Origin of the sequence: Sphingobacterium psychroaquaticum, assembly GCF_900177625.1 — a bacterium.
In the GTDB taxonomy this organism is placed as follows: domain Bacteria; phylum Bacteroidota; class Bacteroidia; order Sphingobacteriales; family Sphingobacteriaceae; genus Sphingobacterium; species Sphingobacterium psychroaquaticum.
The window spans coordinates 356,927-370,464 of the sequence record NZ_FXAU01000005.1; the positions used below are offsets into that span (position 1 = coordinate 356,927).

The 13,538-nt window shown below is 42.6% G+C and carries 15 protein-coding genes; 8 read left to right on the forward strand and 7 right to left on the reverse strand.

Annotated features, from left to right (window positions below):
• Positions 1 to 21: 21 nt before the first annotated feature.
• The 4 genes from pfkA to B9Y69_RS14435 all read right to left on the reverse strand — a co-directional run bounded on the left by pfkA (position 22) and on the right by B9Y69_RS14435 (position 4,225).
• The gene (gene pfkA, locus B9Y69_RS14420; RefSeq protein WP_085473675.1) at positions 22 to 996 is read right to left on the reverse strand and encodes a 6-phosphofructokinase; all 975 of its coding nucleotides are present in this window, start codon (positions 994 to 996) and stop codon (positions 22 to 24) included.
• Between the two features lie 25 nt (positions 997 to 1,021).
• Positions 1,022 to 2,734 carry a protein-disulfide reductase DsbD family protein gene (locus B9Y69_RS14425; RefSeq protein ID WP_085473676.1) on the reverse strand — a complete coding sequence of 571 codons (1,713 nt, stop codon included), beginning with the start codon at positions 2,732 to 2,734 and terminating at the stop codon, positions 1,022 to 1,024.
• 77 nt (positions 2,735 to 2,811) lie between these two features.
• Positions 2,812 to 3,264, reverse strand: coding sequence for a protein-disulfide reductase DsbD domain-containing protein (locus tag B9Y69_RS14430; RefSeq protein WP_085473677.1), 453 nt, complete (start codon positions 3,262 to 3,264; stop codon positions 2,812 to 2,814).
• Between the two features lie 181 nt (positions 3,265 to 3,445).
• Positions 3,446 to 4,225, reverse strand: coding sequence for a biotin--[acetyl-CoA-carboxylase] ligase (locus B9Y69_RS14435; RefSeq protein ID WP_159451855.1), 780 nt, complete (start codon positions 4,223 to 4,225; stop codon positions 3,446 to 3,448).
• Between the two features lie 49 nt (positions 4,226 to 4,274).
• On the opposite strand from B9Y69_RS14435, the gene rsfS reads away from it, so the two are divergent.
• From rsfS to B9Y69_RS14455, 4 genes are read left to right on the forward strand one after another with little or no spacing between them, the layout of a single operon-like run.
• Positions 4,275 to 4,649, forward strand: coding sequence for a ribosome silencing factor (gene rsfS, locus B9Y69_RS14440; RefSeq protein ID WP_085473679.1), 375 nt, complete (start codon positions 4,275 to 4,277; stop codon positions 4,647 to 4,649).
• 33 nt (positions 4,650 to 4,682) lie between these two features.
• Positions 4,683 to 6,764: an ATP-dependent zinc metalloprotease FtsH gene (gene ftsH, locus B9Y69_RS14445; protein ID WP_085473680.1), complete on the forward strand. Its 2,082-nt coding sequence runs from the start codon at positions 4,683 to 4,685 to the stop codon at positions 6,762 to 6,764.
• Positions 6,765 to 6,812: 48 nt separating this feature from the next.
• Positions 6,813 to 7,493, forward strand: a complete 681-nt coding sequence (locus B9Y69_RS14450) for a LutC/YkgG family protein (RefSeq protein WP_234991256.1) — start codon at positions 6,813 to 6,815, stop codon at positions 7,491 to 7,493.
• 13 nt (positions 7,494 to 7,506) lie between these two features.
• Entirely contained in the window at positions 7,507 to 8,133 is a 627-nt protein-coding gene (locus tag B9Y69_RS14455; protein ID WP_085473682.1) for a rhomboid family intramembrane serine protease, read from the forward strand.
• A 91-nt stretch (positions 8,134 to 8,224) separates the two neighbouring features.
• Here the strand turns inward: B9Y69_RS14455 and B9Y69_RS14460 are convergent, their stop codons facing one another.
• Positions 8,225 to 8,587, reverse strand: a complete 363-nt coding sequence (locus tag B9Y69_RS14460) for a four helix bundle protein (protein WP_085473683.1) — start codon at positions 8,585 to 8,587, stop codon at positions 8,225 to 8,227.
• Positions 8,588 to 8,651: 64 nt separating this feature from the next.
• Complete coding sequence (locus B9Y69_RS14465; RefSeq protein WP_085473684.1) at positions 8,652 to 10,184, reverse strand: YifB family Mg chelatase-like AAA ATPase; 1,533 nt, start codon at positions 10,182 to 10,184, stop codon at positions 8,652 to 8,654.
• 178 nt (positions 10,185 to 10,362) lie between these two features.
• Here B9Y69_RS14465 and B9Y69_RS14470 point away from each other — a divergent pair, with 178 nt between their 5' ends.
• The 3 genes from B9Y69_RS14470 (at position 10,363) to B9Y69_RS14480 (ending at position 11,624) form a co-directional block, all read left to right on the forward strand.
• Complete coding sequence (locus tag B9Y69_RS14470) at positions 10,363 to 10,632, forward strand: YtxH domain-containing protein (protein WP_085473685.1); 270 nt, start codon at positions 10,363 to 10,365, stop codon at positions 10,630 to 10,632.
• 94 nt (positions 10,633 to 10,726) lie between these two features.
• Positions 10,727 to 11,134, forward strand: coding sequence for a phage holin family protein (locus B9Y69_RS14475; RefSeq protein WP_085473686.1), 408 nt, complete (start codon positions 10,727 to 10,729; stop codon positions 11,132 to 11,134).
• On the forward strand, positions 11,109 to 11,624 hold the full coding sequence (locus B9Y69_RS14480; RefSeq protein ID WP_085473687.1) for a hypothetical protein: 516 nt from the start codon (positions 11,109 to 11,111) through the stop codon (positions 11,622 to 11,624). The genes B9Y69_RS14475 and B9Y69_RS14480 overlap by 26 nt, the downstream gene beginning before the upstream one ends.
• Before the next feature lie 73 nt (positions 11,625 to 11,697).
• Here the strand turns inward: B9Y69_RS14480 and fcl are convergent, their stop codons facing one another.
• Complete coding sequence (gene fcl, locus B9Y69_RS14485) at positions 11,698 to 12,624, reverse strand: GDP-L-fucose synthase (protein WP_085473688.1); 927 nt, start codon at positions 12,622 to 12,624, stop codon at positions 11,698 to 11,700.
• A 155-nt stretch (positions 12,625 to 12,779) separates the two neighbouring features.
• On the opposite strand from fcl, the gene trmB reads away from it, so the two are divergent.
• Positions 12,780 to 13,427, forward strand: a complete 648-nt coding sequence (gene trmB / locus B9Y69_RS14490) for a tRNA (guanosine(46)-N7)-methyltransferase TrmB (protein ID WP_085473689.1) — start codon at positions 12,780 to 12,782, stop codon at positions 13,425 to 13,427.
• Positions 13,428 to 13,538: the final 111 nt, after the last annotated feature.

Sequence of the window (13,538 nt, forward strand, 5' to 3'; positions counted from 1 at the left end):
TTTTATGCAGTATAAGACAGATTATAAAGATAGTATCTCTACGATCCGCGTTAGATTCTCGTTGATGTCGTCCAAGTGTTTGATCGCTTTCTTGAACGGTGTGAATTGTACTTCTCCACAGATTAATCCAGCCATCTCACCTCTGCGACCGGCGATTAATCCTTCTACAGATGCTACGCCTAAGCGGCTCGCAAGAACACGATCCATGCAAGTTGGACGCCCACCGCGCTGAATATGGCCTAAGATTGATAGGCGTACATCATAGTGCGGGAAATTTTCCTTGATCTTATCCGCAACGACAATCCCTCCTTCTTTATCCCCTTCAGCAACAATAATAATCCGGGAAGCTTTGTTCTTCCGGGTTTTATCCAGGCGCTTCATGATAGCATCATAGTCCACTTTAATCTCCGGAATCAATACCGCTTCAGCACCCGTACTAATTCCCGAGCGTAAAGCAATTAATCCAGAGTCGCGCCCCATCACTTCGACAACGAAGAGACGATCGTGCGATTCTGCGGTATCACGGATTTTATCCACCGCGTCTACTACCGTATTAATCGCGGTGTCGTATCCGATGGTAAAATCTGTTCCGGCCAGATCGTTATCGATGGTGCCCGGCATCCCGATAATTGGAATATCAAACTCTTCGATAAACTTAGATGCTCCTGTGAACGTTCCATCGCCACCAATTACCACCAGGGCATCGATTTCTAGTTTCTGTATATTTTCAAAAGCCTTTTTACGACCTTCGTAGGTGCGGAATTCATCGCTACGTGCCGTTTTAAGAATGGTACCTCCACGTTGGATAATGTTTGCAACAGATTTAGCATCCATTGGCACAATCTCTCCATTTACCAGACCATCATAGCCACGTTTCACACCAAAGACATTTAATCCGTTGTAGATACCCGCACGAACCACAGCGCGAATACCGGCATTCATTCCGGGTGCATCACCACCAGAGGTAAGTACAGCAATATTTTTTATTGTTTTCATTCCTGTTAGATTGGTTGATTATTTTTTATTTTTTTGCTTTAAAAGCATCAATGCCACTTTGTAGAAACGCGATATAGCTATCGATGTTGTAATTGGCGCCACTTTGTGGCACCAGCACATTGCCATCCGTATCCACAATCACATAGAGTGGTTGTGAGTTGCTGTTGAACGTTGCCGCTTGGAAATCACTGTTCATTTTACCAATAGTGGTGATTTTCTTGCCGGAGTAGGTGGATACATATTGCTCCTCGGGCTGTAGGGTCGTTTTATCGTCCACAAAAAGTTCGATCATCACAAATTCATTTCTTAATAATGCTGCAACTTTTGGATCGGTCCAAACATTGGCTTCCATTTGTCTACAGTTTACACAGTTCCATCCTGTAAAGTCAATAAGCACTGGCTTATTCAGATCCTTAGCGGCAGCTAACCCTTCTTTGTAATCGTAGTATGGGTCAAAGCCTTTGGGGGTGCCTCGTGCATGGAATATTTCGTAATATTTCTTCGTTTTTGGCGTTCCGGTTGATGTCGGTGGAGTACCGAAATTCATGACGGAGAGGTCAAAATCCTGCGTTGCCGATGGTGGAAGAAAAGCCGAGATCGATTTCAATGGCGCCCCCCACATCCCAGGCACCATGTAGATAACAAAGGAGAAGGTAACAATGGCAAAGATGGTCCGTGGTACCGACAGATACGCTAAGGGACTATCGTGTGCAAAGCTGATCTTTCCGATCAGGTACAGTCCCATTAAACTGAAGATCGCAATCCAGAGCGCTAAGAAGACCTCCCGATCGAGCCAGTTCCAATGGTAAGCCAAATCCACATTGGAAAGGAATTTTAAGGCTAAAGCCAACTCTAAGAATCCTAAAACCACTTTTACGCTGTTTAACCATCCGCCTGATTTTGGCATGGCTTTTAGCATGGATGGGAACATCGCGAAAATAACGAAAGGAATAGCGAGTGCTATGGAAAAACCGAGCATTCCGACGGCGGGGCCTAAGCGTTCCCCCTTGGAGGCAGCTTCTACGAGTAACGTTCCAATAATGGGACCGGTACACGAGAAGGATACCAACGCGAGGCTGAATGCCATGAAGAATAAGCCTAGTAAGCCTCCTTTATCGGACTTGGCGTCAATTTTGTTTACAAAAGAGCTGGGTAAAGTAATCTCGAAAGCGCCTAAGAAAGAAGCTGCAAAAAGAACCAAAATCAAGAAGAATAGAAAGTTGAATACCCCATTCGTGGAGAGTGCATTCAGCGCGTCTGAACCAAAGGTGATGGTAATTAACATGCCCAGTGCAACATAGATTACGATAATGAACAAGCCGTAAAGTAGTGCTTGGGATACGGCTTTAGCACGTGAACCGGCTTTTTTGGTAAAGAAGCTTACCGTTAGCGGTACCATCGGGAAGATACAAGGCATGATGAAGGCTGCGAAGCCGCCTAACAGCCCGGCTATAAAGATACCCCATAGGGATTGTTTTCCTGCATCGGCCGTTGTTGCTCCAGCAATTGGCGCCGTGGCGCTGCTGTCTTGCGAAACAGAATCTATCGGCTCACTATCCGAGAAAACTAAGTCTTCGGGTACGGCGATAAGTTCTTCTTCACTGCCTTCCGGGGAGGTGCTTTCCGAGAACTCAATCCCCTCGGTGGATATCAAAGTATCTTGTGTGGAAGCGGCGATCCCAAAGAAAGGCATCGCTATAATTTGTATAAAGAGAAAATACTGAATGAATTTGCGCATAACTAATCTTGCTAATACGCTAAAATAGAAAAAAGGCAGTAAACTACTGCCTTTTTCATGCTTTATAATAACAAATACTACTTAATTGTGACGTTGAAAGTGTATTCGTCTGGAGGAAGACATTGTGTTTTATCACAAGCCATAAACTCAACAACACCTTTTACTGTTGCTTGTTTTCCAGTAAGTTTTACTTTTTGTTGAAAAACAACTTCATTCGGGTAGTAAGGTACGTTCATGTTGAAGTCCTTCTCGAATTTTGATTTTGGAGCAGGTGATGCCGCTACTTTACCGTTCAACGAGAATTCTTTCGAAGGCGAAAACGTAAAAGATGTCGATATTGGTCCACCGTCAGGCACGTTTAAGCCATAGATGTGCCAACCATCCTGAATTGTTGCTTTGATGAAAACAACGCCTTCTTTACTGTTTAATTTTTTTGCTGCTACTGTCCATTTTACTGGGTTGTGGATCTGTGCGACAACGCCTGTTATCGTGAATAACACAACCGCCACTAATAAGCCTAACTTCTTCATGCTATATACTGTTGTTTAAATTAAAGACTCTGTAATGTACCCTAAGGTTTAATTAGTTTTTGTTTTTAGTCCGTTGTTGTTCGTTTTTCAATAGCCAAATCTTGTAGCTCTTTCAGCACGTAGGTACTAATCACGAAGCAAATGTATAAAGTCTGCAAACACGATGCAAGTAATTTTACTGTTATAAATTTGTAGGGGGGATGAAAGAAATCTCTTTGAGATCAAAGGACCGTTCTTCGCCATCCATCTCCAGCAGGAGTAGTCCGTTATCGGTCACGCGGCGGATAGTTCCCGTTTTACGTTGTCCTTGGATCTCGTATTGTGCTTCCATGTCTTTCTGGTAAAGCAATTCGTTGTATTGTTGTAACAATAAATCTGTATCCGCTACGTTTACAGATGCGTATATGTCAAAAAAGGTTTCCAGGATATCCAGACAGGTATCTTGAAGTTCTCTTGGGAGGCCCGTTTCGCGCGCTAAAGAAGTGGCTTTATGGTTGATGTCCTCGGAAAAATTGGCTTGGTTGACATTGATGCCGATCCCGATTACTGATGATTTGATATTTCTGCCCGACAATTGGTTTTCTATTAAAACCCCACCGACCTTTTTGTTGTTAATGTAAATGTCGTTTGGCCATTTCACTTTCACCTGTTCTACCGACTTATGGAGGTATTTGTGGATGGCTAAGGAAACCATCATGTTGATATTGAAAGCGGCTGTTGCCGGGAGGTTTTGCGGAAAGAGAGCGAAGCTAAATGTTAGGTTTTTTCCGGCTTGTGTTATCCATTGGCTGCCGCGTTGCCCTTTACCTTGTGTTTGGTGGATTGCCATAATGGCAGTTCCTTGGGGGCTTGGCGTAATATTTGACAATAATTGCTTGAGGTAATCATTTGTGGATGTAACCTGATCCAGGACAATTAAATTTTGTCTAAGGTAAAGTCGGGAAAATGTGTTATTTTGCAAGAGAAAAATATTTAAAACGATAGATTTTATTCAAAATTAATGTTTTTTAATGAGTAAAGATACGAAAACACCAATGTCGGGAAAGCTTGCAGAGGCTGTTGTTTTAGGAATGCAAGAGAAAAAAGGAAACGATATTGTACGATTGGATATGCGAAAGGTGAATGAAACCTTGTCAGATTATTTTGTTATCTGTCACGCAGACTCCACGATGCAAGTCAGTGCGATAGCGAAAAGTGTGGAAGATGAGGTTTTTAAAGCTTTTGGACAAGAACCTTGGCGGAAAGAGGGACAGGGAAATGGCGAATGGGTTTTATTGGATTTTGTAGACGTAGTAGTACACATCTTTAAAACGGAGAAAAGAAGCCATTATGGCATCGAAGATCTATGGGGCGATGCCCATGTTGATACCTTTCAGAGTGCCTAAATTGTAGAGTATAAAAAGATATAAAAGATTGTAATGAAGAAAATCCCAAGTAAGAAGGTGACACCTATACCGCCCAAATTTAACATGATGTGGCTTTGGATATTGATTATCCTCGGTTTTTTTGGGTTACAATATTTTTTCAGCAGCGGTACGGCAAAGAAAATTACCTATGCCGAGTTTGAGCAAAAAATGTTGTTACCGGGTGATGTTGAGAAGTTGGTGGCGATTAAGAATAATGACCTTATTGATGTAGAGGTATATATTAAGAAAGATAAGCTGTCGGACGAGAAATATAAGGACGCTACACCAGCGCCCAATTCATTGGCACTGAGTCCAGCAACGGGACCGCAGTATGTATTTACGGAGCCCTCAGCAGATATTTTAGAGAAGAAATTGCATAACTCGCAAGATAGCTTAGCTGCTGGTCAAGCGAAGGTATCGGTAAATTACGAAGATCGCTCAAATCCATGGGCGGGTTGGTTTATTTCCTTTATGCTTCCGTTATTGATTATTGTTGGTATATGGATGCTGTTAATGCGACGTATGGGCGGTGGTGCCGGCGGAGGCGGTGGCGCGATCTTCAATATTGGCAAGTCTAAAGCGCAGCTTTTCGATAAAGAATCGCAGATTAACATCACATTTAATGATGTGGCTGGATTAGAAGAAGCGAAGACAGAAGTAATGGAAATCGTTGACTTCTTGAAAAATCCTAAAAAATATACCGACTTAGGAGGTAAGATTCCAAAAGGAGCACTTTTAGTAGGCCCTCCGGGAACCGGTAAAACGTTATTGGCGAAAGCGGTGGCAGGAGAAGCACAAGTGCCTTTCTTCTCGTTATCCGGATCTGATTTCGTGGAGATGTTTGTGGGTGTTGGAGCTTCGCGGGTGCGTGACTTGTTCAAACAAGCGAAAGAAAAAGCACCATGTATCATCTTTATTGATGAGATCGATGCCATTGGTCGTGCACGGGGTAAGAACTCCATTATGGGGGGGAACGATGAGCGTGAGAATACATTAAACCAATTGTTGGTCGAGATGGACGGTTTTGGAACGAACGTTGGTGTTATTATTTTAGCAGCAACCAACCGTTTGGATGTATTAGACTCCGCTTTGTTACGTCCGGGACGTTTTGATAGACAGATTTCTATTGATAAGCCAGATTTGATTGGTCGTGAACAGATCTTCAATGTCCATTTGAAGCCATTGAAATTGGCGGAAGAGGTGGATGCGAAGAAACTTTCTGCTCAGACACCTGGATTTGCGGGTGCTGAAATTGCAAACGTATGTAACGAAGCAGCCTTGATTGCTGCACGTAAAAATAAGACAGCAATTACGATGCAGGATTTCCAGGATGCGATCGATAGAGTTATTGGAGGACTGGAGAAGAAAAATAAAATTATCTCCCCAGAAGAGAAGAAAATTGTGGCATACCACGAAGCGGGACACGCTATTGCTGGTTGGTTCTTGGAGTATGCAGATCCGTTGGTTAAGGTGTCTATCGTACCACGTGGTGTGGCAGCGCTAGGTTACGCCCAGTATTTGCCGAAAGAGCAGTTCTTATATACGACGGAACAATTGTTGGATAGCATGTCCATGACAATGGGAGGCCGTGTAGCAGAAGATATTACTTTTGGTCGTATCAGTACTGGTGCGCAGAATGACTTGGAACGTATTACTAAGCTTGCTTATGCGATGGTTTCGGTATATGGTATGAATGATAAGGTTGGAAATGTGTCGTTCCGCGATAGCGCTTCTGACTCGCAGTTCCAGAAACCATACTCGGATCAAACAGCAGAGTTGATTGATGAAGAGGTTCGTGTATTGATTGCCGCTATTTATGAGCGTACAAGACAGTTATTGCTGGATAAGCAAGAAGGACTAATTAAGATTGCGGAGAAGTTGTTGGAAAAAGAGATTTTGTTCCAGAGCGACTTGGAAGAGATCTTAGGTAAGCGTCCGTTTGAAAACAGAACAACCTACGACGAGTTTGTCAATGGTGGTGCTGATGGTGGTGGTGTTCCACAAACAGAATTAACGATTGAAGCTCCGCAAGAAAGCAAGGCAAAGAATGATGCTGAGCAAGATGAAAACGGAGACTTGACGCTTAAAAATTAAATAGAATAAGAAGAGAGAAGTTGTCATGTTTAGGCTGTGAGCTGAAACATGGCAACTTTTTATTTTTCGGCACTTGGGCACATGAATACAAGGAATACTACAGCAAAGGAGCGAATGCTCAAAAAAATACGACAGGCTTTATTGCAAAAGAGGGATAATCCGCATGCCGATTTTGAAGACAGTCCATTGTATAAGGATGAGGAGGAGTCGTTGGATGTAACCTTTGCTCGTACGTTTACGGAGGTATCGGGTAAGTTTGTGTATTGCGATGGGGAGATATCGGTTATCGAGAACCTTATTCTGCTGGCAGAAGAATTAAAGATTACTAAGATCCATGTATGGGAGCCGTCACTCCAGAAGTTTTTGGATCAGTATGGTTTTCCTGTGTATAAAACGCCGTATCATCTCGAATCGATGGAGGCTAGTATTACGACCTGTGAGGCACTGATTGCGCGCAATGGCAGTGTGATGGTGTCGAACGGCAATGCCGCGGGCAGAACGCTTAGTATTTATCCACCTGTGCATATTGTGATGGCAAAGGCTTCGCAGCTGGTGATGGATGTGAAACATGCGCTAAAGAAAGTGTCGGAGAAGTATAACGGTGAATTGCCGTCGATGTTGAGCACCATTACAGGACCGAGCCGAACAGCAGATATTGAGAAAAAATTGGTGTTGGGCGCACATGGCCCTAAAGAATTATATGTTTTTTTGGTAGAAGATAGATTTTAGTATACTGTTTATGATGTTGGATTCCCTTTATAATACGCCTGTTGCATCGGTCATATTTGCACTCACAATTGGGCTGAGCCTTTTTGTATTTTCTAATCCGCAATGGTATGGTCGACTGATGCTTCACCCGTACAGTATACATCAAGATAAATCGAAAGCATATACCATCTTAACGAGTGGTTTGATTCATAAGGATTGGATGCATTTGTTGTTTAATATGATGACGTTTTATTACTTCGGGTTTAGCTTGGAGCTGATGTTCGTACAGTTTAGTGGTCCCTTAGGGCATTTATTGTTTGCATTTTTGTATGTGGTTAGCTTGATTCTAAGTGATATCCCAACGCTGTTGCAACAGAAAAATAATCCGGGTTACTACAGTCTAGGCGCTTCAGGAGCAATCTGTGCCGTGCTTTTTAGCTTTATCTTGTTTCAGCCAAAGGCGATGCTAGGATTGTTTATGGTGATTCCGATCCCGGCTTACCTATTTGCTTTTTTGTTTTTGGGGTATTGTATATGGGCTTCCAAAAAAGCACATGACGGAATCAATCACGATGCGCACCTTTTCGGCGCTTTATCCGGTTTGGTGTTAACGTTGTTGATGTATCCTTGGGCATTTCGCCATTTATTAAGTCAATTTTAAGGATAGCAGTTAGTTTATAGTTCATCGTCTGTAGTTCATCGTTGGTGGTTCATAGCGGGGGGGGGTAGCTTGTCGTGCTATATATATATTCTTAGCTGTTTTTATTTTTTAAATAGGAAAGTAGTCCTGTAATCATTTTTCCTATTTCATCAAGGCCTTGAGTCGTTTCTGTTAAGGCACTTTGCTTTAAATATCCAAGATTTGTTGCTATTATTAGCTGGGTTTCAACTTCTTTGACACTCCCCCGTGCAATATAAAGGAACTGTATAAATTCTTTGTGCGACTGTCTCCCTGCGCCTTCGGCAATATTGCTGGGGATGGATACAGAGGCACGTCTTATTTGGTTTGTAATACCGTATATTTCCGACCTGGGAAAACGATCCGTGAGCTTATATATTAGTGTAACAAAATCCACACTTTTCTTCCAAACTTCAAGATCTTTAAATGTATTCATGTTTATTTTTGTTAACTACCAACTACCAACTACCAACTACCAACTACCAACTACCAACTACCAGTTACCAATTATCCCTATCTAAACTTCTAAAATGGATGGCTTCCGCAATGTGTTCCGCTTGTATGTGATCGCTATCACCCATATCAGCAATCGTTCGGGCGACCTTTAGAATGCGGTCATAGGCACGTGCTGAAAGGCCGAGTCTATCCATGGCACTTTTGATAAGCTGTTTACTATTCTCATCAATAATACAGACCTCACGCAGCATTTTGGCATCGATTTGCGCATTACTGTAGACTGAATCGATGTTTTCAAATCGTTTTTCCTGTCTACTTCTGGCGTGCATAACACGTTCACGGATCACAACACTCTTTTCGGCCATTCGAGGTTCAGAGAGCTCCTTGAAGTTAACGGGCGTTACCTCGACGTGAAGATCGATTCGATCCATCAGCGGGCCTGATATTTTGCTTAAGTACCGTTGTACAACGGAGGAGCCACAGGTACACTCTTTCTCGGGGTGATTGTAGTAACCACAAGGGCAAGGGTTCATGGCCGCAATAAGCATAAAGCTTGCTGGGTAATCAATGGAGAAACGCGCGCGTGATATGGTGATGCTACGCGATTCTAATGGTTGTCGCATGACTTCTAATACGGAGCGTTTAAACTCGGGCAATTCGTCTAAAAAGAGCACGCCATTATGGGCGAGTGATATCTCACCGGGCTGCGGGTTTGTTCCACCGCCAACAAGAGCAACATCAGAAGTCGTGTGGTGAGGAGCGCGGAAGGGGCGCGACGTCATGAGTGATATATTGCGGTTCAGCTGTCCCGCTACGGAGTGTATTTTTGTTGTTTCGAGTGATTCTCCCAGTGTCAACGGAGGGAGAATCGTTGCCAGTCGCTTTGCTAGCATGGTTTTTCCGGCACCGGGAGGCCCAATTAAGATGACATTATGACCGCCTGCTGCCGCGATTTCCAGTGCACGCTTAATATTTTCCTGTCCTTTTACATCTGCAAAATCTGTTTCATGTTTATGGAGATTCTGTCTAAATTCCTGTTCTATATCTATGATTAAAGGAGCTATTGTTACACGGTCTTCGCAAAAGTCTACGATTTCACGGAGGCTCCTCGCGGGGATGACCTCAAGCTGTTGTACAACAGCGGCTTCGCGAGCATTGGCCTCTGGTAGGATCAGACCTTTAAAGCCGTCAATTTTCGCTTGAACAGCCGTTGGTAGTGCTCCTTTTATGGACTGTGTCTTGCCGTCCAGGGATAGCTCGCCCATGATGAGGTAATCGCTGAGTTTCTCTGAACTTATCTGTCCGGAGGCGGCTAGGATCCCCAGCGCAATAGATAGGTCGTAGGCCGATCCTTCTTTACGAATGTTTGCCGGTGCCAGATTGACTACAATCTTCTGTCTTGGCATCCGGTAACCAATCGTCATTATGGCACTTTCAATACGTTGTAAGCTTTCTTTGACGGCATTATCGGGGAGTCCTACTATATAATATCGAGTGCCAGCGGAGATATTTACTTCTACAGTGATCGTAGTGGCTTCGATACCATAAACAGAACTGCTGTAAGTTTTTACTAACATAGTTCGTTTTCAATGGGTTGTCTTAAAGCTACCGTTATTTGATGACATATCAAAAAGGTATGACGTGGCACTGACTTGCTTTGGAAAGGTTTTTGTTGTATATTGAAGTAGAGCCGTCGGGCTAATAAGGAAATTACAAAAACAAACCGCGTGGTAACGCGCACAAAAGTAAATTAAGATGAATGAAAACGGTAAAATTGTAACCGCACTATTAGTTGGTGTTGCGGTAGGTGCAGTATTAGGGTTGTTATTTGCCCCAGAAAAAGGATCTGAAACCAGAGACAAGATTAACGATTCATTAGCCGATTTAGGTGACGCAATTAAAGAGCGTGCTGAAGAGCAATTGGATCAAATTAACGAGTTGAAAGAGCGGTTGGTAGCGACAGTGAAAGGAAAAGTTTCTAAAATAGAAGCTGCCATTGATGACGAAATCGAAGAGCATGCATAATTGCTGCTCCATAAGTTTTACGGTTATTGGAATGATGTAAAGATGGGGTTGTTGGGTATTAAAAGCAGCCTCATCTCTATTTAAAGAAAATCGCATGGAAGAAGAAAAATTCTCATTTAACAATTCCTTTTTAAAAGGGAAGGAATATGTGGACACGCAAATTAGACTGGCACAGTTAAAAGCAATAGATAAAGGATCGCGTGTCTTTGGATCTGTTGTTGTCGATATTACAAAGCTTATTTTTGCTTTGCTTGTTCTTTTCTTTTTTTCCTTGGCTTTAGGTTTTTTTCTCGGCGAATTACTAAATAGCTATGCGTTGGGATTTTTCTTAACAGGCTGTATATTCCTGGTGGTTATATTCATTCTCAATCTATTGGAACCGAAGTTAGAAGCCCGATTTAGGGATGCTATTATTCGTAAGCTGACTAAAAAATGGGACGATGAAGAAAAAAACGAAACAATAAATTCGAGCCAACATGAAGAATACACACAAAATAAGTAACCTACAAGAACTCAAAGAAGAGATTGCACGTGTCGAACAGCTCAAGTTCGAACAGGAAACGTATTTGTTGAGTCAGTATGATTTGTTGAAGCTGAAAATGGGGGCACCTCGACGCTTCTTTAACGCAATAACATCTGCTATCCCGGGAGGTAACTTAGTGAAAGGCCTTGTCTCATCGGTCGGAAAAGCGACGAAAGGTGAGGATGCGGACTGGCTTACACGAGCTCTTCAATTGGGTGCACCCTTGTTGTTAAACTCGACATTACTACGAAATTCCGGTTGGTTGAAGAAGGCGTTGGTACTTTTAGCTTCGGAGACAGCAGTTGGCCAGGTGAATCAATCGAAGGTAAGTGGGATTATTAATAAAGTGACAGGTTTTATTCGTCCTAAAAAAAGAAAAGGAAGAAAGAGAAAAGAAGGCGATCTTCCTCCTGCCATGGAGGATGAAACACCAGATTTCGGTTTGCCTCCAAACAGCGAAACCTATTAGTATGCAATTTACTCGTTTGAAAGGATCGCCGACGAGTAAATCGACAGGACTGCTGTGTCTTTCTTAAGCTTATTTACTTCTTCTGTAAAAAATCTTGGTAAGCTAAAGCGATGCCATCACGAAGGTTGGTGCGGTGGTGCCAGCCTAGATCATGTAGTTTTTGTACATCCATTAGCTTGCGTGGTGTGCCATTTGGTTTTGAGGTATCAAAAGAAATCGTTCCTTCGTATCCGATTACTTCTTTGATCAATAAAGCCAAATCTTTGATAGATAAGTCGTCTCCCACACCGATGTTTATAAATTGCTCTTCGCTGTAGTTATCCATCAGAAAGACACATGCTTCTCCCAAATCATCGGCAAACATAAACTCACGTAGTGGTTCGCCTGTTCCCCAAATAATAACTTCGGGTGTGTTATTAACTTTCGCTTCATGAAAACGACGAATCAAGGCTGGTAGCACATGCGAATTTTCGGGGTGATAGTTATCATTGATGCCATACAGGTTGGTAGGCATAACCGAGATAAAATCACAGCCATACTGCGTACGATATGCTTCACACATTTTTATTCCTGCAATCTTAGCAATGGCGTAAGGCTCGTTGGTTGGCTCTAATGTACCGGTCAAAAGATAATCCTCCTTTAAGGGCTGTGGTGCCATCTTTGGATAGATACAGCTGGAGCCTAAAAACAGAAGTTTCTTGACCTGTTGGACATAGCTCTGATGGATTACATTGTTCTGAATCGCTAAATTTTCGTAGATAAAGTCAGCGCGATAGGTATTGTTGGCCACGATACCGCCTACTTTTGCAGCCGCTAGAAAAACATATTCAGGCTTTTCTTGTGCAAAGAAATCGGCTACAGCCTGTTGGTTCCGCAGGTCCAGTTCTTTGGAAGTGCGTACCACAATATTGCTGTATCCTTCTTTCTCTAAAGTGCGAACGATAGCGGATCCGACCATCCCACGGTGTCCTGCGACATATATTTTAGCTTCTTTTTCCACGTCAAACGATTGATTATGCAAAGGTAGATAAAATTGCTTTTGTACGCAATTTTAATCGTCAGGCCTCCGTCAGCAATGCGCCAAAAAGAGAGGCTGTTATAATTATTTTTTTAAGAGAAAATATAAGGCTATTTTTGCGGACTAAAAAGTGAAAAATGGGTAAAGATAAATTACGGAAATTTGCTGAGATAGCCACATTCGAAAATGTAGTCGAACTGGAAGCAGGGCAGGTATATAAGGGAAAATGGGCGTCAGATTTTTTTAAAAATGATAAGCCTGTTATCTTGGAACTGGCATGTGGTAAAGGGGAGTATACGGTGAACTTAGCGAAGCTTTTTCCGGAGAAGAACTTTATCGGTATAGATTATAAAGGAAACCGGATCTGGCGTGGTGCAAAAACCGCGTTGGAGGATGGTACGCGTAATGTCGGCTTTCTGCGTATTCAAATCGAGACGATTTTGGAATACTTTGAAGCAGGAGAGATATCGGAAATATGGATTACTTTCCCGGACCCGCAGCCGCAGGAGAGTCGCGAGAAGAAACGTCTTACCAATCCAAAATTTTTGGAACGCTATAAGTTGATCCTTCGGGAAAATGGTATTATGCACCTAAAGACAGATAATGATGGTTTCTATGCCTATACATTAGAGCAGATTGAAGCGCTAAACTTAACCAAGCATAAGGAGACGACGGATCTATATAAGTCGGATCTAGTGGATGAGGTGTTGTCGATTAAAACATATTATGAACGGAAGTACTTAGCTGATAATAAGAATATCAACTATGTGCAGTTTGAGTTTTAGATCGTAGAATTTAGTTGGTAGTTCATAGGGGTTAGTTGGTAGTTTTAACTACGAACTATCAACTACCAACCACAAACCACCCAACCACAAACCACCCAACCACCAACTACA